The 24,882-nt window shown below is 72.5% G+C and carries 18 protein-coding genes; 13 read left to right on the plus strand and 5 right to left on the minus strand.

Annotation, left to right across the window (positions count from 1 at the left end):
- The 6 genes from ACFW48_RS32670 to ACFW48_RS32695 form a co-directional block, all read left to right on the plus strand.
- A partial coding sequence (locus ACFW48_RS32670; protein WP_386321480.1) for a substrate-binding domain-containing protein occupies positions 1-161 on the plus strand: 161 nt, incomplete at its 5' end.
- Between the two features lie 151 nt (positions 162-312).
- Complete coding sequence (locus ACFW48_RS32675) at positions 313-1,728, plus strand: ABC transporter substrate-binding protein (protein WP_386321208.1); 1,416 nt, start codon at positions 313-315, stop codon at positions 1,726-1,728.
- A 67-nt stretch (positions 1,729-1,795) separates the two neighbouring features.
- A complete protein-coding gene (locus ACFW48_RS32680; protein WP_386321212.1) occupies positions 1,796-2,755 on the plus strand; it encodes a carbohydrate ABC transporter permease in 960 nt (319 codons plus the stop codon).
- Between the two features lie 17 nt (positions 2,756-2,772).
- Positions 2,773-3,648: a carbohydrate ABC transporter permease gene (locus tag ACFW48_RS32685; protein ID WP_386321214.1), complete on the plus strand. Its 876-nt coding sequence runs from the start codon at positions 2,773-2,775 to the stop codon at positions 3,646-3,648.
- Between the two features lie 115 nt (positions 3,649-3,763).
- Entirely contained in the window at positions 3,764-5,368 is a 1,605-nt protein-coding gene (locus ACFW48_RS32690; RefSeq protein WP_386321216.1) for a glycoside hydrolase family 13 protein, read from the plus strand.
- A gap of 112 nt (positions 5,369-5,480) precedes the next feature.
- On the plus strand, positions 5,481-7,265 hold the full coding sequence (locus ACFW48_RS32695; protein ID WP_386321219.1) for a SpoIIE family protein phosphatase: 1,785 nt from the start codon (positions 5,481-5,483) through the stop codon (positions 7,263-7,265).
- Between the two features lie 44 nt (positions 7,266-7,309).
- On the opposite strand, the gene ACFW48_RS32700 is transcribed toward ACFW48_RS32695, so the two are convergent.
- Positions 7,310-9,193 (minus strand): ABC transporter ATP-binding protein, encoded by a 1,884-nt coding sequence (locus tag ACFW48_RS32700; RefSeq protein WP_386321482.1) that lies wholly within the window; start codon positions 9,191-9,193, stop codon positions 7,310-7,312.
- A 231-nt stretch (positions 9,194-9,424) separates the two neighbouring features.
- Between ACFW48_RS32700 and ACFW48_RS32705 the strand changes: the two genes are divergently transcribed.
- The 5 genes from ACFW48_RS32705 (at position 9,425) to ACFW48_RS32725 (ending at position 16,195) form a co-directional block, all read left to right on the plus strand.
- Positions 9,425-10,324, plus strand: a complete 900-nt coding sequence (locus ACFW48_RS32705; RefSeq protein ID WP_386321484.1) for a YbhN family protein — start codon at positions 9,425-9,427, stop codon at positions 10,322-10,324.
- Positions 10,325-10,539: 215 nt separating this feature from the next.
- Positions 10,540-11,619 carry a mechanosensitive ion channel family protein gene (locus tag ACFW48_RS32710; RefSeq protein ID WP_386321222.1) on the plus strand — a complete coding sequence of 360 codons (1,080 nt, stop codon included), beginning with the start codon at positions 10,540-10,542 and terminating at the stop codon, positions 11,617-11,619.
- Between the two features lie 153 nt (positions 11,620-11,772).
- A complete protein-coding gene (locus ACFW48_RS32715; RefSeq protein ID WP_386321225.1) occupies positions 11,773-13,992 on the plus strand; it encodes an NADP-dependent isocitrate dehydrogenase in 2,220 nt (739 codons plus the stop codon).
- 123 nt (positions 13,993-14,115) lie between these two features.
- Positions 14,116-14,901, plus strand: coding sequence for an N-formylglutamate amidohydrolase (locus tag ACFW48_RS32720; RefSeq protein WP_386321227.1), 786 nt, complete (start codon positions 14,116-14,118; stop codon positions 14,899-14,901).
- 70 nt (positions 14,902-14,971) lie between these two features.
- Positions 14,972-16,195, plus strand: a complete 1,224-nt coding sequence (locus ACFW48_RS32725) for a cytochrome P450 (RefSeq protein ID WP_386321230.1) — start codon at positions 14,972-14,974, stop codon at positions 16,193-16,195.
- 52 nt (positions 16,196-16,247) lie between these two features.
- Here ACFW48_RS32725 and ACFW48_RS32730 read toward each other — a convergent pair whose 3' ends face one another.
- The 3 genes from ACFW48_RS32730 to ACFW48_RS32740 all read right to left on the minus strand — a co-directional run bounded on the left by ACFW48_RS32730 (position 16,248) and on the right by ACFW48_RS32740 (position 18,819).
- Positions 16,248-16,742, minus strand: a complete 495-nt coding sequence (locus tag ACFW48_RS32730; protein WP_386321232.1) for a hypothetical protein — start codon at positions 16,740-16,742, stop codon at positions 16,248-16,250.
- Positions 16,739-17,314: an RNA polymerase sigma factor gene (locus tag ACFW48_RS32735; protein ID WP_386321234.1), complete on the minus strand. Its 576-nt coding sequence runs from the start codon at positions 17,312-17,314 to the stop codon at positions 16,739-16,741. Before ACFW48_RS32735 ends, ACFW48_RS32730 begins: the two co-directional genes overlap by 4 nt.
- Before the next feature lie 71 nt (positions 17,315-17,385).
- A complete protein-coding gene (locus ACFW48_RS32740; RefSeq protein ID WP_386321236.1) occupies positions 17,386-18,819 on the minus strand; it encodes a S8/S53 family peptidase in 1,434 nt (477 codons plus the stop codon).
- Positions 18,820-19,003: 184 nt separating this feature from the next.
- Here ACFW48_RS32740 and ACFW48_RS32745 point away from each other — a divergent pair, with 184 nt between their 5' ends.
- Positions 19,004-21,655, plus strand: a complete 2,652-nt coding sequence (locus ACFW48_RS32745; RefSeq protein WP_386321486.1) for a CHAT domain-containing protein — start codon at positions 19,004-19,006, stop codon at positions 21,653-21,655.
- A gap of 67 nt (positions 21,656-21,722) precedes the next feature.
- On the opposite strand, the gene ACFW48_RS32750 is transcribed toward ACFW48_RS32745, so the two are convergent.
- Positions 21,723-23,519, minus strand: a complete 1,797-nt coding sequence (locus ACFW48_RS32750) for a LuxR C-terminal-related transcriptional regulator (RefSeq protein ID WP_386321238.1) — start codon at positions 23,517-23,519, stop codon at positions 21,723-21,725.
- Between the two features lie 96 nt (positions 23,520-23,615).
- Here ACFW48_RS32750 and ACFW48_RS32755 point away from each other — a divergent pair, with 96 nt between their 5' ends.
- Positions 23,616-24,695 (plus strand): hypothetical protein, encoded by a 1,080-nt coding sequence (locus tag ACFW48_RS32755; protein ID WP_386321241.1) that lies wholly within the window; start codon positions 23,616-23,618, stop codon positions 24,693-24,695.
- The last annotated feature ends 187 nt before the right edge of the window (positions 24,696-24,882 follow it).

A 24,882-nucleotide genomic window follows, 5' to 3' on the forward strand; every position in this document is an offset into this window, starting at 1 on the left:
CCCCGCTCACCACCGTCCGCCAACCCATCGAAGCCATGGGACGCGCCGCCGTCGACCTCCTCTGCGCACAGATCCAGGGCACCGAAGTCCCCCACAGGGAGCTGCTCTTCGAGCCCGAACTCGTCGTCCGCGGCTCCACCGCACAGGCATCCGCCAAGTAACTGCACCTCAACATCTTCGGCAAGCTGTCGAGCAATTACGAAATCAGCGCGAGATATTGCGTTCACTTGTTAGCGGTGGTTGAGTGAGCGGCGCCCCACAACGCATCGGCGGTGGGGCGCCTTCCACGTTCATGCCCGAAGGGGACCACCCATGAGAAGTGCTCGGTTCCGCCGTACTCGCCGTGCCGGCGCCATCACGCTCGTCTCCGCTCTCACCCTGACCGCTCTGGCCGCCTGCGGCACGAGCAGCAGTGACGACGGCGGCGGTTCCGAAAGCGGCAGCGGGTCCTCCGACCCGGCTGCTCCGCTGGACCCGAAGACCAAGGTGACGATCACCATCGACTGCATGCCCCCGGCGGCGAAGGCGGCCGAACTGAGGGAGTGGAAGGAGGACGTCAAGACGTTCAACGAGAAGTACCCGAACGTCACCATCGACGGCCGCTCCACCCCGGGCCAGTGCCTGGAGCCGCCGCGCTTCACCGCGATGCTCAAGGCCAAGTCGCAGCCCGACGTCTTCTACACGTACTTCACCGACCTGCCCCAGGTGCTGGACAACGACGGCGCCGAGGACATCACCGCGTACGCCAACGACAAGACCGTGCCGCTCCTGAAGGACATCGACCCGAATGTCCTCGGCTCGCTCAAGCACGAGAACAAGCTCTACGGCCTGCCCGAGAGCAACTACACGATGGGCCTGCTGATCAACCGCAAGCTCTTCGAGCAGGCCGGACTCGACCCGGACACCCCGCCGCGCACCTGGGAGGAGGTCCGCACCGCCGCCAAGAAGATCGCCGACCTGGGCGACGGAATCGCCGGCTTCGGCGAGTACAGCGCGGGCAACACCGGCGGCTGGCACTTCACCGCGCAGATGTACAGCCTCGGCGGCGAGGTCGTCGACGCGAGCGGCAGGAAGGCGGCGTTCAACGACGAGCTGGGCAAGCAGGTCGCCGAGAACCTCCACGCCATGCGCTGGGAGGACGACAGCATGGGCAAGACCCAGCTGCTCAAGTGGGGCGACCTGCAGAAGCAGATAGCCACCGACAAGCTCGGCATGTTCCTCGCCGCGCCCGACGACATCACGTACATGGTGCAGCAACTCGGCGCCGACTACGAGAACTTCGGCATGGGCCCGATCCCGGGCGAGAAGAACACCCTGGCCGGCGGCAACGGCTACATGATCAAGGAGGGCATCTCCCCCGACAAGATCAAGGCGGCCGTCGCCTGGCTGAACTTCAAGAACCTCACCGTCGGCCAGGGTCAGTTCGACTGGGCCCGCAAGAAGAAGGACGACCTGCCGGTCGGCCTCCCGCAGCCCAACTTCTGGCTGAACGAGTCGAAGAAGAAGGACGACGCGGCCCGGATCGAGCACGCCACCATGCCGGTCGCGAACTTCAAGACGTATCTGGACAACCCGGTCCCGGGCATGGCCGAGCCGCCGAAGGCGCAGGAGGTCTACAAGGTCCTGGACAACGTGATGTCGGGCATCCTCACCAACAAGGACGCCGACATCGACAAGCTGCTCTCCAGCGCGGAGCAGCAGGTCAACCAGGTACTGACCACGCAGTGACCGGCTCCCTCGGGGGGCGGGCCGCACCGCCCCCCGGGGCCCATGAGATCAGTCCCAAGGAGCGACGATGTCGGCCCCCAGCCTGACCCCGAGCAAGGCGGCGAGATCCCGCCACTCCCAGCCGCCGGCGGACGGCCCGCCCCCGCCCGGCGGGTCCTTCGGCAGGAGCCTGAAGCGCAATCTCACGGCGCACGGCTTCCTGATCGGGGCGGTACTCTGCTTCGCGTTCTTCTCCTGGTACCCCATGGTCCGGGAGTTCTTCCTCGCCTTCCAGAAGACGGACCAGGGCGAGGTCTCCTGGGTCGGCCTGGACAACCTGCGCACGGTCTACAACGACCCGGCCTTCTGGCAGGCGTGGCGCAACACGCTGCTGTTCACCGTGCTGGCGCTGGTCTTCGGCTTCGCCGTGCCGTTCGTGGTCGCCCTCGTCATCAACGAACTCCGGCACGGCAAAGGGTACTTGCGGCTGCTGGTCTATCTGCCGGTGATGCTGCCCCCGGTCGCCGCCGTGCTGCTCTTCAAGTACCTCTACGACCCCGGCTACGGCCTGCTCAACGAGCTGTTCGGCTTCTTCGGGCTGCCCGAGCAGCAGTGGCTGCAGGATCCCGACCTCTCCATGCTCTCCGTGGTCATCGCGTCGACCTGGATGAACATGGGCGGCGCGGCACTGATCTACCTCGCCGCGCTCCAGGGCATCCCCGGGGAGCTGTACGAGGCGGCGGAACTCGACGGAGCCGGGCTGCTGCGCAAGATCTGGCACGTGACGATCCCGCAGACGCGGCTCATCCTCTCGCTGATGCTGCTCATGCAGATCATCGCCACCATGCAGGTATTCGTGGAACCCTTCCTGCTCACCGGCGGCGCCGGCCCCGAGGGCTCGACCACCACCGTCGTCTACCTCATCTACCAGTACGCCTTCAACTTCAACAACTACGGCGCCGCGGCGGCCCTCGGCCTGCTGCTCCTCGTACTCCTCGCCGGATTCTCGGCGGCGTACGTGAAGCTCAGCCGCGCCGAGGACGAGTAGGCCGGGGGAAACCACAGATGTCCACACGCACGCTCATCTCACCGGCCCAGCTCGCCAGGCCCCGCGGCAAGGTCCTCTACTGGGTGACGCTCGGCGGCGTCGTCACGCTCTTCACCGTGGTCTTCCTCGGCCCGATGTACTGGATGGTCTCCAGCGGGTTCAAGGACACCCAGGAAGTCGTCCGGACCCCGCCGACGCTGGTTCCCGAGTCCTTCGAACCCGACAACTACTCGCAGGCCTGGAACGTCATGGACCTGGCCGGCCTGCTGGGGAACACGCTGTACTACGCGTTCGGCGCACTGGCCTTCCAGCTGGTCCTCGACGTGGCGGCGGCATACTCGCTCTCCAAGCTCCGCCCGGTCTTCGGCAAGGCCGTCCTGGGCATGATGCTGGCGACGCTGATGATCCCGGCGACGGTGTTGGTCGTGCCGCAGTACCTGACGGTGCTCGACGTGCCGATCTTCGAACGCAATCTGCTCAACACGCCGTGGGCGATCTGGCTGCCCTCGGTGACCAACGCCTTCAACATCTTCCTGCTGAAGCGGTTCTTCGACTCGATCCCGAGGGAGCTGCTCGACGCGGCGTCCATGGATGGTGCCTCCCCGATGCGCACGCTCTGGTCGATCGTGCTGCCCATCTCACGGCCGATCCTCGGCGTGGTGTCCATCTTCGCGATCGTGGGCGTCTGGAAGGACTTCCTCTGGCCCATGCTGACGCTGCCCGACCCGGCCAAACAGACGCTGAACGTCGGCATCTACTCCCTGTCCAACGGCGTGCCCGTCAACGTGCTGATCGCCGCGCTCACCATGGCCTCGCTGCCGACCCTGATCATCTTCCTGATCTTCCAGCGCAACATCATGAGCGGACTCACCGCCGGCGGACTCAAGGGCTGAGGCCCGGCCCCGCACCGCCCGGCTCGTCCCCGTCAGCCTTCGCCGCCGGCCCGTCCGACGCCCCGCCCTGTCCGGGCCGGCGGCGAAGATCCAACCTGCCCGAAAGGACCGTCACGTGGCAGCCCCCAACTCGCACCGCACCGAAGACTGGTGGCGCGACGCCGTCATCTACCAGGTGTACCCCCGCAGTTTCGCCGACGGCGACGGCGACGGCACCGGTGACCTCGCGGGCGTCCGGGCGAGACTGCCGTACCTCGCCGAACTCGGTGTCGACGCTGTCTGGTTCACGCCCTGGTACGTCTCACCGCTCGTCGACGGCGGTTACGACGTCGCCGACTACCGCACGATCGACCCGGCCTTCGGCACCCTCGGCGAGGCCGAGAAGCTGATCGCCGAGGCGCGGGAGCTGGGCATCCGCACCATCGTCGACATCGTCCCCAACCACGTCTCGGACCAGCACGCCTGGTTCCGCTCCGCGCTGGCCGCCGGCCCGGGCAGTGCGGAGCGGGAGCGCTTCCACTTCCGTCCCGGGCGCGGGGAGAACGGCGAACTCCCGCCCAACAACTGGCCCTCCCAGTTCTCCGGCCGTACCTGGACCCGCGTCCCGGACGGCGAGTGGTACCTCCATCTCTTCACCCCGGAGCAGCCGGACCTGAACTGGGCCCACACCGAGGTGCGCCGGGAGCACGAGGACGTGCTGCGCTTCTGGTTCGAACGGGGCGTCGCGGGCGTGCGGATCGATTCCGCCGCCCTGCTCGCGAAGGACCCCGCGCTCGCGGACTTCGAGGAGGGCGTCGACCCCCACCCGTACATCGACCAGGACGAACTGCACGACGTCTACCGCTCCTGGCGAGCCGTCGCCGACGAGTACGGGGCGGTCTTCGTGGGTGAGGTGTGGCTGCCCGACGCGGAGCGCTTCGCCCGCTATCTGCGGCCCGACGAACTGCACACCGCCTTCAACTTCAACTTCCTCGCCTGCCCCTGGGAAGCGGACCGGCTGCGCCGCACCATCGACGACACGCTCGCCGAGCACGCCCCCGTCGACGCCCCCGCCACCTGGGTGCTCTGCAACCACGACGTGACCCGCACCGTGACCCGGTACGGCCGCGAGGACACCGGTTTCGACTTCGCCAAGAAGGCCTTCGCCACCCCCACGGACCTCGCCCTCGGGACCAGGCGCGCGCGGGCGGCCGCGCTGCTGACGCTGGCCCTGCCCGGGTCGGTCTACCTGTACCAGGGGGAGGAACTCGGGCTGCCCGAGGCGGACGTCCCGCTCGACCGGATCCAGGACCCGATGCACTTCCGCTCCGGGGGCACCGATCCCGGCCGGGACGGCTGCCGGGTACCGCTGCCGTGGTCGGCCGACGCCCCGTACTGCGGTTTCGGTTCCGAGACGGAACCCTGGCTGCCGCAGCCGGCGGGCTGGTCGGCGTACGCCGCGGACCGCCAGGACGCCGACCCGGAGTCGATGCTCACGCTCTACCGCGAGGCGCTGCGCCTGCGGCGCTCCACCGACGGTTTCGGTGCCGGCCCCCTCGGCTGGCTGCCGGCGCCGGACGGCGTCCTCGCGTTCCGGCGCGGAGGCGGCTTGATGTGCGTCGTCAACCTGTCCGCGGCACCGGTGGGGCTGCCCGTACACAGCTCGCTCCTGCTGTGCAGCGGGCCGCTGGAGGCGGACGGCCGGCTGCCGCGGGACACGGCGGTGTGGCTGCGCGTCTGAGGCGAACCCGGCGGCCGCCTCGTTCGGTGGGCCGACCGATCGAGGCGCCGCCGTCGCCGGTCGCCCCGAGGCAAGGCAGAATCGGGGCAGGAGGCGTGGGAGGAGGCGACGCGTGCGGGAACGACCGTGGCTGCGCGGGGTCCGCCGGCCTCCCGAGCCCCTCGTCGGCGGCCATCGTGCACTGAAGGCGGCCCTGCGGCCGGTGACCGAGGCGGTGCGCGCCCGGCGTCGGCTGGCGTGGCTGAACGAGGCCGGTATGCGCATCGGGACCACGTTGGACCTGCGGCGCACGGCCGAGGAACTGTCCGGCTTCACCGTGCCCGAACTGGCCGACGGATGCGCGGTGGACCTGCTGGAGTCGGTGCTCCGGTTCCAGGAGGGCGACCGCTTCGAGGGGGAGGCGGGCACTCCCGAGCTGAGGGCCATGGCGGTCTCGGAGATCCCCGGGCTGGACCTCGCGCCGGACCCGGTGGGCCAGGTGTCGGTGTACACCGCCGACCGGCTGGTACGCATGTGCCTGACCACCCGGAAGCCGGTTCTGGTCACCCGCATGGAGCCGTCCGACTTCCACGCCGTCGCGCCCACTCGCCAGGCGGCCGAACTCATGCGGCGCGCGGGTGTGCACTCCTACCTCGCGGTGCCGCTGATCGCGCGCGGCGTGCTGCTGGGCCTGGCCGACTTCATCCGGACCGGCAGCCGGTCACCGTTCACCCGGGCCGACGTGGCACTGGCCATGGAGCTGGCGTCCAGGGCGGCCGTGTCCATCGACAACGCCCGGCTCTACGGGCGGGAGCGCGAGCACGTGGTCACGCTGCAGCGGGCCCTGCTCCCCCGGTCCAGCCCGAGTACCCCCGGCCTCGACGTGTCCTCGTGCTACGACCCGGCCGGCGATCCGGCCGCCGTGGGCGGCGACTGGTTCGACGTCGTCGCGCTGCCCAGCGGTCGTACGGCGTTGATGGTGGGCGACGTGATGGGGCGCGGGCTGGCCGCCGCCGCGACCATGGGCCGGCTGCGCACGGTGGCCCGCACCCTGATGGCGCTCGACATCGCGCCCGAGCGGCTGCTGGCCCGCCTGGACCTGGCCGCGCGCGACCTGGAGGAGGACCAGGTCGCCACCTGTCTGTGCGCGGTCTACGACCCGTACGGCAGCACCTTCCGCATCGCCAGCGCCGGTCACCCGCCGCCGCTGCTGACCGGTCCCGACGGCACCGCCTCGTTCCTGGACGTGCCCGCCGGGGCACCGCTGGGTACCGGGGTGATCCCGTACGACCCGGTCGACTGCCCGGTGCCCGAGCGGGGCCGGCTGACGATGTACACGGACGGCCTGATCAGGTCGCGCACCGCCGACCTCGGCACGCAGATGGAGCGGCTGCGCGAGACGGTCGGCGACGGCGTGCCCGAGGACGGCACGGGGTGCCGGTCCGTCACCGAGCGGGTCGGCGGTGACCGGTCCGACGACGCGATCGTCCTGGTCGCCGGCACCCGGCCGCTCGGTCCGGAGGGTGAGGTGTACGTACGGACACTGCCACCGGACGGCAAGGCCGCGGGGCAGGCCCGGACCGCTGTGCGCGAGCAGCTGGTGAAGTGGGGCCTGGACGACCTGGTCGACTCGACGGAGCTGGTGGTCAGCGAGTTGGTCGGCAATGCCCTGCGGTACGGCAACGCCCCCGGTGAGCTGCGGCTCCTGCGGCACGAACGGCTGTACGTGGAGGTCTCCGACTCCGGACCCGACCTGCCGCAGATCCAGCACGCGGACGTGAGCGACGAGAGCGGGCGCGGTCTCCAGCTGATCAACATGATGTGCCGGCGCTGGGGTTCGTGCCGCACGCCCCGGGGGAAGGTCGTCTGGGCCGAGCAGGACCTGCCCGTGCGTACCGGGACGGCCGGCCCGCGGTAGCGCCGCCCTTCCCGTCCCGGCCCGCACCTCCCGCCCCCGCGCGCTCACGCCGCCTGCTTCGCCTTCTCCGTCGCCCGCCGTCCGAACTGGGTGTGGTGCAGCTGGGCGTAGCGGCCGCCGGCGGCCAGGAGTTCGTCGTGGGTGCCGCGTTCCACGATGCGGCCGGCCTCGACCACCAGGATCTGGTCGGCCGCCCGGATCGTCGACAGCCGGTGCGCGATCACCACGGCGGTCCTGCCCTCCAGTGCCTCCGTGAGGGCCTCCTGGACGGCCGCCTCGGAGGTGTTGTCGAGGTGGGCGGTGGCCTCGTCGAGGATGACGACGCGCTGGCGGGCCAGCAGCAGCCGGGCGATGGTCATGCGCTGACGCTCACCGCCGGAGAGCCGGTAGCCGCGCTCGCCGACCACGGTGTCGAGGCCGTCGGGCAGGGACCGTACGAGGTCGTCCAGGCGGGCGCGGCGCAGTGCGTCCCACAGCTCGGTGTCGGTGGCGCCGGGGCGGGCCAGCAGCAGGTTGGCGCGGACCGTGTCGTGGAAGAGGTGGCCGTCCTGGGTGACCATGCCGACGGTGTCGCGCAGTGACCGGGCGCCCAGGTCGCGGACGTCGACGCCGCCGACGCGGACGGTGCCGCCGTCGGCGTCGTACAGGCGCGGCAGCAGCTGGGCGATGGTCGACTTGCCGGCGCCGGAGGATCCGACGAGGGCGATGGTCTGCCCCGGTTCGGCGCGGAAGGAGAGGCCGTGCAGGACCTCCTCGCCGCCCCGGGTGTCCAGGGAGGCGACCTCTTCGAGGGAGGCCAGGGAGACCTTGTCGGCGGACGGGTAGCCGAAGCGGACGTCGTCGAACTCGACGGCGACCGGGCCGTCGGGGACCGGGCGGGCGTCGGGCTTCTCGTCGATGAGCGGGGTCAGGTCCAGCACCTCGAAGACCCGCTCGAAGCTGACCAGGGCGGTCATGACCTCCACGCGGGCCCCGGCGAGCGCGGTGAGCGGCGCGTACAGGCGGGTCAGCAGGAGCGCGAGCGACACGACGGCTCCCGGGTCCAGGGTGCCGCGCAGGGCGAACCAGCCGCCGAGGCCGTAGACGAGGGCCAGGGCGAGGGCGGAGACCAGGGTGAGGGCGGTGATGAACGCCGCCTGGGCGGTGGCGGTGCGCACGCCGATGTCGGCGACGCGGCGGGCGCGGTCGGCGAACTCGGCCGACTCGTCCCCGGGGCGGCCGAACAGCTTGATCAGGGTGGCGCCGGGAGCCGAGAAGCGCTCGGTCATGCGGGTGCCCATGGCGGCGTTCAGGGTGGCGGCCTCACGCTGCATGCGGGCCATGCGGCGGCCCATGTGCCGGGCCGGGACCACGAAGACCGGCAGCAGCACCAGCGCGAGCAGGGTGATCTGCCAGGACAGGGTGAGCATGACGACCAGGGTGAGCAGCAGCGTGACCAGGTTGCTCACCACCCCGGACAGCGTGTTGCTGAAGGCTCGTTGGGCTCCGATGACGTCGTTGTTGAGACGGGAGACCAGGGCTCCCGTACGAGTACGTGTGAAGAACGCGACCGGCATGCGCTGCACATGATCGAACACAGCCGTGCGCAGATCGAGGATGAGTCCCTCCCCGAGCCTCGCCGAGAGCCGCCGGGAGAGGATGCCGAGCACCGCTTCGGCGACCGCGATGAGCGCGATCAGCAGGGCGAGGCGTACGACCGTGCCCTCGTCGTCACCCGACACGATCGCGTTGACGACGTTGCCGGCCAGGACGGGCGTGGCGACGGCGAGCAGCGCCGTCACCACCCCGAGCAGGACGAACCGGGTGATGCGGCGGCGGTGCGGACGGGCGAACGCGCCGATGCGGCGCAGCGTCGCGCGGGCGAGGGGTCGGCGCTCCTGCTCGGCGTTCATGACGCTGTGCAGTTGGGTCCAGGCTGTGGTCTCCATGCTCATGCGAGTGACGGTAGAACCTCAATCTTCCTTGAGGTCAAGAGCCTCGAGGTGGACCGGCCGCCCGCCATCCGTAAGACGTCGTCCGCGCGTCGGCCATCCGCAGTTGGCGCCGTCCAGGGAATCTCTTGTGGTGTGACAGCGGTACAACTCCCCGAGAAGCCCGTCCCCGGCTTCGCCCCCGTCCGCCGCGGCAGCCGTGCCCGCCTGGTCCGGCGGGTCTTCTGCGTGCTTCCGTTGCTGCTGGTCACCGTGGTCGCGGTGCGGCACCGGTCCGTGCTCGCCGAGGGCTTGGGCCATCTCGACACCGCCCGGTGGCCCTGGTTGCTGGCCGCGGCCTGCGCGACCTGTCTGACCTGGGTCGCCGCGGCCTGCACCCGGCAGGGGGCGGTGGTGGAGCGGCTGCCGCGGCGGCGGCTGCTCGCCACGCAGTTCGCGGCGGGCGCGGCCAACCACCTGCTGCCGACGGGGCTGGGCGCCAGCGCGGTCAACCTGCGGTTCATGGCGGTGTGCGGGCTGCCGCTCACCCGTTCCTCGGCCGCTCTCGCCCTGTATCTGCTGGCGGAGAGCGTGGGCCGCCTCGCCCTGCTGGGCGCCCTGCTGATCGCGTTCCCCGACGCGCTGCGGCTCGGCACGCTGCTGCCCGAGGGGGCCGCGGGGCCGCTGCTGATCGTCGCGGGCGCGGTGCCGGCCGGGGCGGCGGGCGTACTCGCGCTGGTGCCACGGCTGCGTGGGGCGCTGGTCTCGTTCCTGCGGACGGCGCTCGGCGAGGCCCGCTCGGTGCACGCCCTCCCGGCGCGGGCGCTGGCGCTGTGGGGCGGCGCGCTCGCCTTCCCCGCGCTCCAGACGGCGGTGCTGGTCCTGGTGGGTGAGTCGCTGGGGCTGCCGGTACCGGCCGCGCACATGGCGGTGGCGTATCTGGCGGCGACGGTCGCGGTCGCACTGGTGCCCACCCCGGGCGGGATCGGTTCGGTGGAGGCGGCGCTGGTCGTGGCGCTGGTGGCGGCGGGCGGCCCGGCGGCCGTGGCCACGGCGGTGGTGCTCGCGTTCCGGCTCATGACCGTATGGCTGCCGCTGCTGCCTGGGGCGCTGACGTTGGCGGCGCTGGTACGGATGAAGGTGATCTGAGGCCGGAACACCGCGCCCCGCTCATCGGCGCGGTACCGACCACCACGCGCGATACGGCAGGATGAACGCTCGCGCCGGTCGAACTCTCTTGCGGACCGGCGCGCTTCGCGCATCCCGGAATCCAGCAGGTATCGAGCAGGTGACGACGTGACGAGACTTCACATCCGGCCGTCGGCGAGGGACTTCGCCGCAGCCGTGCGCCATGGAGGTGGCCGGTGACGGACGACCTGACCATGGACCACCTGGTGCCCGCCGGCATCGCGCTGGCGGCGGGCCTCCTGGGGGCGTTCCTGCTGCGCGTGGTGCTGCGCTGGCTGGCGGGACACGCCGGGCGCACCCGCTGGAGCGGCGACGACGTCATGGTGGCCGCGCTGCGCACGGTGGCGCCGTGGGCGGCGGTCGCGGGCGGCGTGGCGGGCGCGGCGGCGGCGCTGCCGCTGACCCGGACGGTGCAGCACAACGTCAACCAGGTGCTGACGGTCCTGCTGATCTTCGTGGCGACGGTGTCGTCGGCCCGGGTGATCGCCGGCCTGGTGCGGGCGGTGACCACGTCCCGTTCCGGGGTCGCGGGATCGGCCACGATCTTCGTCAACATCACCCGGATCCTGGTGCTGGCCATCGGCTTCCTGGTGATGCTGCAGACGCTGGGCATCTCCATAGCGCCGCTGCTCACCGCCCTGGGGGTCGGTGGTCTGGCGGTCGCGCTGGCCCTCCAGGACACGCTGGCCAACCTCTTCGCGGGCATCCACATCCTGGCCTCGAAGACCGTGCAGCCGGGTGACTACATCCAGCTCAGCAGCGGCGAGGAGGGCTATGTCGAGGACATCAACTGGCGGCAGACCACCGTCCGCGAGCTGTCCAACAACCTGGTCGTGATCCCGAACGGCCAGCTCGCGCAGTCGAACATGACCAACTTCATGCGGCCCGAGCAGCAGCTGACCATCCTGGTCCAGGTCGGTGTCTCCTACGACAGTGACCTGGAGCACGTGGAGCGGGTGACGACCGAGGTGGTCGCCGAGGTGATGACCGAGATCACCGGCGCGGTGCCGGAGCACGAGCCGGCGGTGCGGTTCCACACGTTCGGCGACTCGCGGATCGGCTTCACGGTGATCCTGGGCGTCGGCGAGTTCAGCGACCAGTACCGGATCAAGCACGAGTTCATCAAGCGCCTGCACAGGCGCTACCGCGAGGAGGGCATCCGCATTCCGGCGCCCGCCCGGACGGTCGCTCTCCAGCAGGGGACCGTGGTGTTCCCGCAGCAGCGGGCGGGCGAGGACGTCGTTCCGTTCGCCTGATCGTCCACTGGCCCTTTCGCTTGTTCGCCCGCGTGTTCGACAGAGGTCGTGCGGCCGGTTGTCCGGAATCTCCGCACGGCCCCTGTCGAGCCCGGGTCGATCACGAGATATCTTGATGTCGAGCAATGTTGCAGACGTGGAGCGGAGCACCCGGTGACTGACTCGACCATCATCTATACACACACTGACGAGGCCCCGGCCCTGGCGACGTATTCGTTCCTGCCGGTGATCCGGGCGTACGCCTCGCAGGCGGGTGTCGCGGTCGAGACCCGCGACATCTCGCTGGCCGGCCGCATCATCGCCCTGTTCCCGGAGTACCTGGCCGAGGACCAGCGCATCCCGGACGCCCTGGCGGAGCTCGGTGAGCTGGCCAAGACGCCCGCCGCCAACATCATCAAGCTGCCGAACATCTCGGCGTCCATCCCGCAGCTCAAGGCCGCCATCGCCGAGCTGCAGGGCCAGGGCTACGCACTGCCGGCCTACCCGGACGACCCGAAGACCGACGAGGAGCGCGACATCCGCGCCCGCTACGACAAGGTCAAGGGCTCCGCGGTCAACCCGGTCCTGCGCGAGGGCAACTCCGACCGCCGTGCCCCGGCCTCGGTGAAGAACTACGCCAAGACCCACCCGCACCGCATGGGCGCCTGGACCGGCGAGTCCAAGACCAACGTGGCGACCATGGGCGAGAACGACTTCCGCTCCACGGAGAAGTCCGTGGTGATCGCCGAGGACGGCGCGCTGCGGATCGAGCTGGTCGGCGACGACGGCACCACCACGGTGCTGCGCGAGTCGGTCCCGGTGAAGAAGGACGAGGTCGTCGACGCCTCCGTGCTGCGCGTCGCCGCGCTGCGCGAGTTCCTCACGGCCCAGGTCGCCCGCGCCAAGTCCGAGGGCATCCTGTACTCCGTGCACCTGAAGGCCACGATGATGAAGGTCTCCGACCCGATCATCTTCGGCCACGTGGTCCGCGCCTTCTTCCCGAAGACCTTCGCCCAGTACGGCGAGGCGCTCGCCAAGGCCGGCCTCACCCCGAACGACGGTCTGGGCGGCATCTACAAGGGCCTGGAATCCCTGCCCGAGGGTGCCGAGATCAAGGCCTCCTTCGACGCCGAGCTCGCCGAGGGCCCGGAGCTGGCCATGGTCGACTCCGACAAGGGCATCAGCAACCTGCACGTGCCCTCCGACGTCATCATCGACGCCTCCATGCCGGCCATGATCCGCACCTCCGGCCACATGTGGGGCCCGGACGGCCAGGAGCACGACGCCCTCGCGGTGATCCCGGACTCCTCCTACGCCGGCGTGTACCAGGCCGTCATCGAGGACTGCCGCGCCAACGGCGCCTACGACCCCTCCACGATGGGCTCGGTCCCGAACGTCGGGCTCATGGCGCAGAAGGCCGAGGAGTACGGCAGCCACGACAAGACCTTCGAGATCCCCACCACGGGTACGGTCCGCCTGGTCGGCGCCGACGGCAACGCCGTCCTGGAGCAGGCGGTCTCCGCCGGCGACATCTTCCGCGCCTGCCAGACCAAGGACGCCCCGATCCGCGACTGGGTCAAGCTGGCCGTCACCCGCGCCCGGGCCACCGGCGACCCGGCCGTCTTCTGGCTGGACGAGGGCCGCGCCCACGACGCCAACCTGATCGCCAAGGTCAAGGCGTACCTGCCGGAGCACGACACCGAGGGCCTGGACATCAAGATCCTGTCCCCGGTCGAGGCGACCAAGCTGTCGGTGGAGCGCATCCGCCGCGGTGAGAACACCATCTCCGTCACCGGCAACGTGCTGCGCGACTACCTGACCGACCTGTTCCCGATCCTGGAACTGGGCACCAGCGCCAAGATGCTGTCGGTCGTCCCGCTGATGGCGGGCGGCGGCCTCTTCGAGACCGGCGCCGGCGGCTCCGCGCCCAAGCACGTGCAGCAGCTGGTCAAGGAGGACTACCTGCGCTGGGACTCCCTCGGCGAGTTCTTCGCCCTGGTGCCGTCCCTGGAGCAGTACGCCGAGGTCACCGGCAACTCCCGCGCCAAGGTCCTCGCCGACGCCCTCGACCGCGCCACGGCGACCTTCCTCAACGAGGACAAGTCCCCGACCCGGCGCGTCGGCGGCATCGACAACCGCGGCAGCCACTTCTTCCTGTCCCTGTACTGGGCGCAGGAGCTGGCCAAGCAGACCGACGACGCGGACCTGGCCAAGGCCTTCGCCCCGCTCGCCGAGACGCTGTCCGCGAACGAGCAGAAGATCGTCGACGAGCTGAACGCCGTCCAGGGCAAGCCCGCCGAGATCGGCGGCTACTACCAGCCCGACCCGGCCAAGGCCGCCGAGGTCATGCGCCCGTCGGCCACGTGGAACGAGGCGCTGGCGTCCCTCGCCTGATCCTCTCCCGGCCCGAAGGCCCGCGGCGCACCCCGTCTCCGTTTCACGGAGGCGGGGTGCCCGTCTGTGTCGTCGCCGCGTTCTCGCCTTCTCGCGTTCTCTACGTTCCCGCGGAGCAGCCTCATGCCCTCCTTCGAACTCGTCCCCGGCGCCCCCGCCTCCCCCGTGATCCTCCACGTGCCGCACTCCTCGCGGCGGATACCCGCCGACGCCCGCCCCGGCATCGCCCTGGACGACGCCGCGCTGGAACGGGAGCTGGACCACATCACCGACTCGCACACCGCGGAGATCGCCGAGGCGGCGGCCGACCTGGCCGGTGCCACGCCCTGGCGGTTCGTCAACCGGGCGTCGCGGCTGGTCGTGGACCCGGAGCGGTTCCCGGACGAGCGGGAGGAGATGACGACCGTCGGAATGGGCGCCGTGTACACGCGGACGTCGCACCGCGAGGTGCTGCGGCCCGACGGCACCGACCCGGAGCCGCTGATCGAGCGGTACTTCCGCCCGTACGCGCGGGCGATGACCGACGCGGTCGCCGGCCGGCTCGCGGCCACCGGACGGGCCCTGATCATCGACGTGCACTCCTACCCCACCGAGCCGCTGCCCTACGAACTGCACGGCGAGGGACCGCGCCCGCCGGTCTGCCTGGGCACCGACGAGTTCCACACGCCGTCCGAGCTGCTCGCCGCCGCCCGGGAGGCCTTCGCCCCGTGCGGGGAGACGGGGCTGGACAGCCCGTTCAGCGGGACGTACGTGCCGCTGGACTTCTACGGGAAGCGGCGCGAGGTGGGCGCGCTGATGGTGGAGATCCGCCGGGACACCTACATGACCGAGCCGGGCGGCCCGGCCGGGCCCGGGCTCGCCCGCCTCGCCGAGTCGCTGGCGGCGCTCGTCGACGCCGTATCGGGCTGACCGGCGGCCCGCCCACCGGCTGGAGCACTCCCGCGCGACAGCCGCCCCGGGGCGCGGTGAGGGTGGGTGCATGACGCAGGAGACCACCACTCTGACCGGCCAGTCCCCGCCCCCGGTACGGGACTGGCCCGCCCTCGACCTGGACGGGCCGCAGTTCGACCCGGTCCTCGCCGATCTGATGCGCGAGGGGCCGCTGACCCGCGTCCGGCTGCCGCACGGCGAGGGCTGGGCGTGGCTGGCCACCCGGTACGAGGACGTGAAGGCGATCACCAACGACCCGCGGTTCGGGCGGGCCGAGGTGACGAAGCGGCAGATCACGCGCCTCGCCCCGCACTTCAAGCCGCGCCCCGGCTCGCTCGCCTTCGCCGACCAGCCCGACCACAACCGGCTGCGGCGCGCGGTGGCGGGGGCGTTCACCGTGGGCGCGACGAAGGGGCTGCGACCCCGGGCGCAGGAGATCCTCGACGGCCTGGTGGACGGGGTCGTCCGGGACGGTCCCCCGGCGGACCTGGTCGAGCGGGTGCTGGAGCCCTTCCCGATCGCCGTCGTCAGCGAGGTGATGGGCGTGCCGGCCGCCGACCGGGAGCGCGTGCACTCCTGGACGCGGCAGATCATCTCCACCTCCGGGGGCGCGGAGGCCGCCGAGCGGGCGAAGCAGGGACTGTACGGGTGGATCACGGAGACCGTCCGCGCCCGCGCCGGCAGCACCGGCGACGACGTGTACTCGATGCTCGGCGCCGCCGTGGGCCGCGGCGAGGTCGGCGAGACGGAGGCGGTGGGCCTGGCCGGGCCGCTGCAGATCGGCGGCGAGGCCGTCACCCACAACGTCGGCCAGATGCTGTACCTGCTGCTGACCCGCCCGGAGCTGATGGCCCGGATGCGGGAGCGCCCGGATGCGCGGGACACCGCCCTGGACGAGCTGCTGCGCTGGATCTCGCACCGCACCTCGGTGGGCCTCGCCCGCATCGCGTCGGAGGACGTCGAGGTGCACGGGGTGCGCATCGGCGCCGGCGACCCCGTGTACGTGTCCTACCTCGCCGCCAACCGCGACCCGGACGTCTTCCCCGACCCGGACCGGATCGACCTCGACCGCGACCCCAACCCGCACCTGGCCTTCGGCAACGGGCACCACTACTGCACGGGCGCCGTCCTCGCGCGGATGCAGACCGAACTGCTCGTCGACACCCTCCTGGAGCGGCTGCCGGGGCTGCGGCTCGCGGTCCCCGCCGACCAGGTGGCCTGGCGCCGCAAGACCATGATCCGCGGACCGCGCACCCTGCCCTGCGCCTGGTAGGCCGCACGACGGACCGCGAACCGACAGGCCGGCGGGCGGGCGAACCGGCGGCTCAGGCGCGCAGCCACTCCGTCACGACCACCTCCCGGCCGGTCCGCAGCCGCAGCGCGAACGGGCCGGTGGGCGGGGCCCCGCCGGTGAACCGGCCCATGTCGTCCGCCGTCAGCCGCGCATGGGCCAGCGGGCCGCTCAGCACCTCGATCCGTACCGGCCCCGGCGGCAGCACCTGGCCGATCAGGCCGTCCGCGGTCACCTCGACGTCGACGGTCACCTCGTCCGCGCGGAAGGTCAGCATCCGCGGCGGGTCCGTCTCTCCTCTGACCGGGATGGCGTCGACCAGCGAGTCGAAGGTCAGCTCGGCGACGCGGGCGTCCAGGTCGTGCAGGGCGAAGGCGTCGACGGCGATCTGCCGCAGCCCGGCCGGGACCGGGTCCAGGATCGCGGCGGCCTGCCGCAGCTCCTCCTCCAGCAGCCCGGTGCCGAGTTCCTCGTCGGTGAACGTCCCGTCGGACGGTTCGTCCCCGAAGTCGTCGTTCATGTCGCTCATATCGTCCCCCGTGCCTCTAGCCGGGCCCGCAGCCGGCGCAGACAGCGCTGGCGCATCGGCCCGATGCTGCCCACCGCGATACCCAGCGCGGCGGACACCTCCTGGTAACTGGGCGGCGGCGAGGAGATCAGCACGCGCAGCAACTGGCGGCACCGCTCGCCCAGTTCCTCGAACTCCTGCCACAGCCGCCGCACGCGCTCGGTCTGCGCGGCGGCCTCCTCGGAGTCGAGCACCGACTCCTCCGGCGTACGGTCCTCGCTCGGCCGGTCGAGCAGCTGCGGGTCGTCGGTCGGCGTCCACCGCTTCGACGCCCTGATCAGCTTCAGGCACTCGTGCCGTGCCGTGCTCGCCAGCCAGGAGCCGGTCTTCTCCGGTTCGCGGATCCGCCCCAGGTGCTGGGCGAACCGGAACCAGGCGGTCTGGTACACCTCGTGCGCGTCGGCGTCGGACAGCCCGTGGGCCCGTACCACGGACCACACCAGCGGGCCCAGCCCGTCCACCAGTGACTTCCAGGCCGCCGCGTCCCCGTCGGCGGCAGACTGGACGAGCACCCCGACATCTGCACGGTCCACGGCCCCACCCCTCGTGTACGACACGCCATCGTACGCCGTGGAGTGGGTGGTTCCGCCCGGCACGAGGCCGCTCACGCCTCACCGGACGGCGGGTCGAGGGTGACGGGGCGCCAGGTGGGCGGCAGCAGCGCCGGGACGTGCGCGCCGCGCACCTCCGCGTACTCGGTGTTGGCCGCGAGCAGTTGCTTGCGGGCCGCGCGCGGGTCCCGCTCCTTGTGCGCCGTCATGTAGGAGGCGACCAGCCCGGCGACGACGGGGGTGGCGAAGGAGGTGCCGCTCCACTGCGCGTGCCCCTCGAACATCACCTGGTCCGGCTTGGCGGGTGCCTCGCCCGGTTCGCTCAGGACCCCGTTGTGCCGGGGGTACTGGCAGGTGCAGGCGTAGCCGAAGCCGTACCGGCAGGCGTCGTAGGTGGAGTGCTGGTAGACGTACGGCACGGGTGTCCCGAAGCCGGTGAGGGCGCTGGTGAGGCGCTCGCCGGGGGCGTAGACCTTGACCCAGCCGCCGTGGTTGCTGAAGCAGGCGCCGAACTCGCCGTCGGCGCGCAGCGCGCCGACCGACAGCACGGACTTCTCCCAGCCGGGCAGGTCGGCGTAGGCGGCGGGCCAGAAGGGCGTGGCACTGGCGTTGTTGCCTGCGGCGGCGACGAGCAGGGTGCGCTGGTCGCGCAGTTCCTGCATGAAGGCGTGGACGCCGAGCAGGCCGTCGGTGCGGCCGTTGGAGGTGCCGGCGGAGAGGCTGAGGACCTCGGGCCAGCCGCTCCGGTCGACGGCCTCGAAGAGCTTCTCGCCCAGCTCCGACTCCAGGATGGCGCCCGCGTCGTTGAGGGTGTTGCGGACGGTCACCTCGGTGTTGGGGGCGACGGCGGCGACGAGCCCGGCGATGAACGTGCCGTGGCCGACGTACTGCTGGAGTATGCCGTCGTCGTCGCACTCCCTGATCTGGGCGTCGCCGTCGGTGTGGGCCAGCAGCGGGTAGGACCGGTAGTCGTGCATGAGGCCGGTGTCGATGACGAGGACGCCGACGGCGGTCCCGGCGTCGTACGGCGTCCCGTCGGCGGCCGGGTTCGGCGGCTCGCTGATCGGGACGGGGACGGGCTCGTCGCCGGGGCAGGCGTTGACGGCGATGGACACGACGTGGTTGCGGCTGATCAGCCGACGGCCCGCGCGTCCCTCCATCGTCCGCAGGGAGCGCAGGGCGTGCGCGACGGTGGGATCGCCGCCGCGGTCGCCCTCGCCGGGGTCGGCGACCCGGATGCGGGTGATGCCGGTGCGGTTGGTCTCGGGGCTCGCTCGGCGCACGTGGTCCGGGGTCAGGCCGGCCATCGTGGTGAAGTGGTCGCGCACGGTGTCCTCGACGAGGCGGGCCTCCTCACCGTCGCGGGCGAGGACGACGCCCTTCTCGTAGAAGAACTCCGCGGAGTCGTCCGGCCCCATCGCCAGCGGGACGCCCGGCATCGAACGCTGGATCTGGTCGAACTGCTCGCGGAAACGCTGTGGTGCCATGGCATGTCCTCCACTGAGGCGGCGGCGGTGGTGGTGCGGTCGCGTCGACGGTCGTGGCAACGGTCGACAATCAGAGTCCCGGGGCGGCTGATTGATACAGACTCGAACCTGTGTGGTGCGGTTCCGGAGCACTACCATCCGTGGAGTGACAGCGGGAAGCGACTCGGTTCTCCAACTGCTGCCGATGGTGTTCGCCGCCCCCAACGAAGCGCTGGCGCGGGCGGAGGGCCTGCTCGGGGCCGATCCCTCACCGCTGCACGCCTCGATCGCCCATCAGGTGATCGGCATCTGGCAGCGGGACTTCGGGGACACCCGGCGGGCTCTGGCGCATCTGCGGCGCGCCCGTGATCTCGCGGAGCGCGCGGACTCGGCCGAGCGGGAGGCGGACGTACTGGCCACGCTGGGTGTCGCGCTGGTGCACTCCGGCCGCACCCGGGAGGGCCTGGCCGCCTTCGAGCGGGGCGTGGCGCGCGGTACCGGGCACACCCGCGCGCGGGTGCTGTACCGGCGGGCGTACGTGTGGTGGGTGCTGGGCCGGCACGGCGAGGCGCTGGAGGACGTACGGCGGGCGATTCCGGTGCTGCGGCAGGCGGACGACGTGATCTGGACGGCGCGGGCGCTGACCCTGCGGGCCACCGTGCACCTGGCGCTCGGCGCGGTGGAGCGGGCGGACGCCGACTTCACCGCGGCGGAGGCGCTGTGGGACACCACCGGCCAGGAGCACGACAAGGCGGACGCGGTGGAGAGCCGGGGGCTCGCGGCGTTCCGCTCGGGTGACGTGCCGGCGGCGCTGCGGCTGCTGGACGAGGCGGAGGAGCGGTACGCGAAGCTGGGCACGCCGACGTTCATGCTCACCATCCGGCGCTGCGAGGTGCTGATGGCGGCGGGGCTCGCGACGGAGGCGCTGACCGAGGCGGACGGTGCGATCGCCGCGCTGGACGGGATCGGCGGGCAGTCCACCCGCAAGGCGGAACTGCTGCTGGTCGCGGCGCGGGCGGCCCGGCTGGCGGGTGATCCGCGGACCGCGCTCGCGCGCGCGGCCGTCGCGGTACGGCTGTTCGCCGGGCAGCGGCGCACCTGGTACGAGACGCACGCCCGGCTGGTGCTGATCGAGGCGCGCGTCGCGACGGGGCGCGGTTCGGGCCGGCTGGTCGCGGACGCGGCGGCGGTGGCGGAGCGGCTGGCCGCCTTCGGGGCGCCCGCCGCGCCGGAGGCGTCACTGCTCGCGGGCCGGATCGCGCTCGGGCTGGGCTGGACGGCGGACGCCGAACGGCATCTGGCGGTCGCCGCGCGCAGCCGGCACAGCGGGCCGCCGCTGGCGCGGATGACGGGCTGGGCGGCGCAGGCGCTGCGGGCGGGGTCGGCGCGGGGCGTGCTGGAGGCGTGCCGGCGGGGTCTGGACGTCCTCGACGACCACCGGATGACGCTGGGCGCCTCGGAGTTGCGGGCCCGGGCCACCGCGCAGGGTGCGGAGCTGGCGGCGCTGGCACAGCGGGCGAGTCTGGTCTCGGGCGGGCCGCGGCGGCTGCTGGTGTGGAGCGAGCGCTGGCGGGCGACCGTGCTGTCGGCGCCGCCGACCCGGCCGCCGGCCGACCCCGCGCTGCTGAGCGGCATGACGGCGTTCCGCGAGATCGCCGCCCGCGCGGAGGAGGCCCGGACGGACGGCGGCCGTCCCGTCCCCGCCCTGGAACGCGAACAGCGCCGCCTGGAGCGGGAGATCCGCTCCCGCACCCTGCACATGCGCGGCGAGGCGCCGGGGGACGGCGACCGCTTCGACGTGGGGCACCTGCTGCGGCGGCTGGGCGACGACGTACGGCTGGTGGAGCTGGCGGTTCTCGACGGACGCGTGCACGTACTGCTGTGCGGGCAGGGCCGGGTACGGCGGTTCGAGGCCGGGCTGCTGGCCGATGCGGAACGGGAGGCCGAGCATGTACAGGCCGGGCTCCGGCGCCTGGCCCACCCGGGCGCGGAGGCCCGGCTGCCGCTGGTGGAGGCGGCGGGTGCGCGCCTCCAGGAGCTGCTGCTGGGCCCCGCCGCGGCGCACCTCGGCTCCGGCCCGGTCGTCGTGGTCCCCCCGGGCCGGCTGCACCGGGTGCCCTGGGCCCTGCTGCCCGTACTGCGTGAACGGGTCCTGAGTGTGTCGCCGTCCGCGAGCAGTTGGCTCCGCGCGAAGGAGACCGCGCCCCCGGGCGGTGGCCGCCAGGTCCTGGTACGCGGGCCGGGGCTGGCGAGCGGCGGTGCCGAGGTACCGGAACTCGCCGACCGGTACGGAACGTCGCCGCGGACACCGGGCGGCGAGGAGGCTTGGGCGGCACGTGGAGACCGGCCCGCCGGGCCGGAGGGCGGCACCGGGCGGCGCGAGGTGCCCACCGTGCTGGAGGGGGACGCGGCGCGGGTGCCGCGGGTGTTGCGGGAGTTGGACGGGGCGGCGTTGGCGCATATCGCGGCGCACGGGACGTTCCGCGCGGACAGCCCCTTGTTCTCGTCGCTGCGGATGGCGGACGGGCCGCTCATCGTGCACGACTTCGAGCGGCTGGACCGCAGCCCGTACCGGATCATCCTGTCCTGCTGCGACACCGCCCGCTTCGCCTCGGTCGGCGCGGACGAGTTGCTCGGGCTGGTCACCGCGCTGCTGCCGCTGGGTACGGCCGGGGTGGTGGCGTGCAGCGCGCCGGTCAACGACGCGGCGGTGGTGCCGCTGATGCTCGCGCTGCACAAGGGCCTGGACGCGGGGCTGTCCCTGGCGGAGGCGCTGCGCGACGCGCGGGCGGCGCTGCCGGACGACGCGGTGCACCAGGCGACGGGGTGGGCGTTCTCCGCGTTCGGGGCGGCCTGAGCACCGGCCTGTCTCTCGGTGGTCCCTGCGTGGCCCCTCCGTGGCCCCTCCGTGGTCCCTCCGTGCGTCAGGCGGATTGCGGCTCGGGCAGCTCCATCAGCCAGGGCAGCGCGCTCCGATCGCCCGCGCCGAGGCGGGTGTAGGCGCCGTAGAGGTGGTTGCCGACGGTGCGGACGGACAAGGTGAGTCTCTCCGCGATCTGCCGGTTGCTCAGACCGGCGGCGGCGAGTGTGACGATCTGTCGCTGGCGGGCGGTGAGTTCGCCCAGCACCAGACCGGACAGGGCGGGGGTGCGCGCGCCCTCGCAGCGCCGGGCGAGGGCGGCGGCGCGGGTACGGGCGGTGCGGACGGCGCCCGGGGCGCGGTGGGCGCGTACCGCCTGGGCCTGCGCCTCGGCCGCGAAGAGCAGGAACCCGCGTCGTTCCAGTTCCTCGGCCACGCGGTCCAGCGCCGGTCCGTCACCCCGCGCGAGGGCGTCGGCGTGCGCGGCGAAGACTCCGGTCAGCCGGCCGGCCGACCCTTCGGGGGTGCCGAGCCGGACGGCGTCGTACGGGTCCCCGGTGCGAGCGGCCGCCCGGACCGCCTCGTCGAGGTCGCCGCGTGCGGCGGCGGCCCACGCCGCGGCCGCCCCGTGACTCTCCGCCCTCGCGTCGCCCGACTGGGCGGCGGCCAGGGCGAGTTCCTCGCGGCACCACGCGTCGTCGGGACTGGTGCGCAGGCCCTCGCGGGCCCAGGCCGCGGCCTCGCGCAGCCGGCCGCGCAGGCGGGCGAACCGGGCGCGGAGCGCCGCGTACTCCACCGGCAGGGGCGCTCCCTCGGCCACCAGCCACTCCCCCACCGGTGTCTCCAACGCCCGTACGTCGGCCTGCTCGATGCACAGGGACAGCGCGGCCCGCTCCGCCGCCAGTGCGGGCCCGCACTGCTCCGGGGTGCGGGTCAGCCGCCGGGCCCGCAGCCGGCCGGCGGCGGCGCGCAGGACGGGGCCGTGCAGGGGGTGGGCGAGTCGGGTGGCACCGTGGTCGTCGACGGTGACCAGGCCCTCGGCCTCCAGCCGCTCCAGGGTCCATACGTCGAAAGTGTCCAGGCCGAGGGGAAGCGGCTCGGCGAAGGCGAGGCGTTCGAGCGTCTCGCGCTCCTCCACGCGCGCGCGGTCGAGGACGTGGGCGGTGCGTTCCCGTACGGCCGCGGTGATCGGGACCGGTCCCCGCCACTCCCGCTGTTCCGTGTCCGGGACCCGTGTGAGCAGCCCACGCTCGCGCACGGCGGTCAGCAGCTCGCGCAGCAGCCGCAGGTCCCCCCGGCACAGGCGGTGCAGCCGGTCGACGGTGAGCGGCTCGACGGCGGCGCCCGCACCGGCCGCGAGCAGGTCGGCGGTCTCCTCGCGGGGCAGCGGCTCCAGGGAGAGGCGCGGCAGCAGCTCACCGGACCACAGCCGGGACACCGCGCCCGGCACGGGGACGCCCTCCGTGGCGACGACCAGGAGCCGGGTGCGGCCGTGCACGGCGAGTTGGTGCACGAGGGCGGCGGAGGCGTCGTCGAGCAGGTGGGCGTCGTCGACCAGCAGCAGCCGTGCACCGGACAGGAGTTGTACCGCTCGGTGCAGGGTGACGGTCTCGGGCAGCAGGTGGGCGAAGGCGGCGAAGGGGATCTCCCGGGTCGCGGGCGTCCCGGCAGCCCTGGCGCAGTCCGTGCCTCGGACGGCCTCCGTCACGAGCCTGCTCTTGCCGCGGCCCGCCGGGCCCGTCACCACGATGCCGCCGCGTCCGCCGGTCAGGGACCGGCGCACCAGTTCCAGTTCGTCCGCCCGCCCGGTGAACGGCCAGGGCGTCTGAAGGGTCTTCGAATCCCGTGGAGAAGTCGTCACGGCAACATGAGTCGGCGTACTCACCCCTGATACAGGGTGACTTGAGTAGCCCCCGACTCAGGCGCCCGGGCCGGGCCGCACGGCAGTCTGGGGGCCATGACCGCACGCTACTGCTCGCTCGCGCAGCAGCCTGCCCCCGTGTTCGCGCCGGGGCTGGCCGCAGAGCGCCTCGCCGCGCTCGTCGGCGGGCAGCGGATGTGGGTCAACGGCACGGTCCTGCACTACTGCTTCCTCGGCGGCGACACCGACTCGTCCGTCGTTCCCATGCCGGGCACCGGCCGCCCTCGGCGGGTGTCGTGGGTGGGTACCGACGAGCAGCGGGACGTGGTGCGCGACTGCTTCCGGGAGTGGCAGGACCTCGGCATCGGACTCGTCCTCGCCGAGGTCGGCGACCGCTCGGAGGCCGAGCTGCGGATAGGCTTCCAGCCCGGTGACGGCTCCTGGTCGGCGGTGGGCAAGGACGCGCTCCGGGTCGGTCTGAACGACCGTACGATGAACTTCGGCTGGGACCTGACCGCGTCCGGGGAGCGTGCGACGGCCCTGCACCAGATAGGGCACGCGCTCGGCATGCTGCACGAGCACCAGAGCCCGTTCGCCGGCATCCTCTGGGACGACGAGGCCGTCTACGCCGAACTGGCGGGCCCGCCGAACCACTGGAGCCGGGAGCGGACGTTCCACAACATCCTGCGCAAGCTCGACACGGACGAGGCCAACAACCCGGTCTGGGACCCTCAGTCGATCATGGAGTACCCCTTCCCGTCGGGGCTGATACTGGAGCCGGAGCACTACCGCTCGGGCCTGCACCCGCCCGGCACCCTCTCCGCCGCCGACAAGGAGTTCGCCCTGCGCTGGTATCCGCCCACCGGCCGGCCGGGTCCGCTGGTGCCGTTCCGTTCGGTGCCGCTCGGTCTCGGGCCGGGCGAGCAGGCCGACTTCCGCGTGGATCCGCCGGAGACCCGGGAGTACACCGTGGGCACCTTCGGCGACAGCGACGCCGTCGTCGTGATCTTCGAGGTGCGGGACGGAGAGCCCCGCTACCTCGTCGGCCTGGACGACGGGGGAACACCCCGCAACGCCACAATCAGGGCCCGTTTCGTCAAGGGCCGCCGCTATGTCGTCCGGGTGCGTCTGTACTCCTCGTGGGGGGCGGGCGAGACGGCGGTCATGTGCTGGTGACCGCGCGACTCCAGAGCACCCGGGCGCCAGGGCCACAGTCCGGCGCCGGGGGACGGCCGGGGTACGTCGCCTTCGGGGGAGGGTGACGTGCCCCGGCTACGTCGTGGGCGCCCCCGGGGGGGGGGGGGGCCCCCCCACCCCCCCCACCCCGCCGTCCCCCCCCCGTAGGGGGGGGTAGATTATAAAA

The sequence above is a fragment of the Streptomyces sp. NPDC058812 genome, assembly GCF_042744565.1.
GTDB classification, from domain to species: Bacteria; Actinomycetota; Actinomycetes; order Streptomycetales; family Streptomycetaceae; genus Streptomyces; species Streptomyces thinghirensis.

Bases quoted from the DNA above. Each gene is read 5' to 3' on its own strand.
- ACFW48_RS32720 (WP_386321227.1), top strand. From the start codon at position 14,116: ATGCCCTCCTTCGAACTCGTCCCCGGCGCCCCCGCCTCCCCCGTGATC.
- ACFW48_RS32725 (WP_386321230.1), top strand. From the start codon at position 14,972: ATGACGCAGGAGACCACCACTCTGACCGGCCAGTCCCCGCCCCCGGTA.
- ACFW48_RS32675 (WP_386321208.1), top strand. From the start codon at position 313: ATGAGAAGTGCTCGGTTCCGCCGTACTCGCCGTGCCGGCGCCATCACG.
- ACFW48_RS32680 (WP_386321212.1), top strand. From the start codon at position 1,796: ATGTCGGCCCCCAGCCTGACCCCGAGCAAGGCGGCGAGATCCCGCCAC.
- ACFW48_RS32730 (WP_386321232.1), bottom strand. From the start codon at position 16,742: ATGAGCGACATGAACGACGACTTCGGGGACGAACCGTCCGACGGGACG.
- ACFW48_RS32740 (WP_386321236.1), bottom strand. From the start codon at position 18,819: ATGGCACCACAGCGTTTCCGCGAGCAGTTCGACCAGATCCAGCGTTCG.
- ACFW48_RS32755 (WP_386321241.1), top strand. From the start codon at position 23,616: ATGACCGCACGCTACTGCTCGCTCGCGCAGCAGCCTGCCCCCGTGTTC.
- ACFW48_RS32745 (WP_386321486.1), top strand. From the start codon at position 19,004: ATGGTGTTCGCCGCCCCCAACGAAGCGCTGGCGCGGGCGGAGGGCCTG.
- ACFW48_RS32700 (WP_386321482.1), bottom strand. From the start codon at position 9,193: ATGGAGACCACAGCCTGGACCCAACTGCACAGCGTCATGAACGCCGAG.
- ACFW48_RS32685 (WP_386321214.1), top strand. From the start codon at position 2,773: ATGTCCACACGCACGCTCATCTCACCGGCCCAGCTCGCCAGGCCCCGC.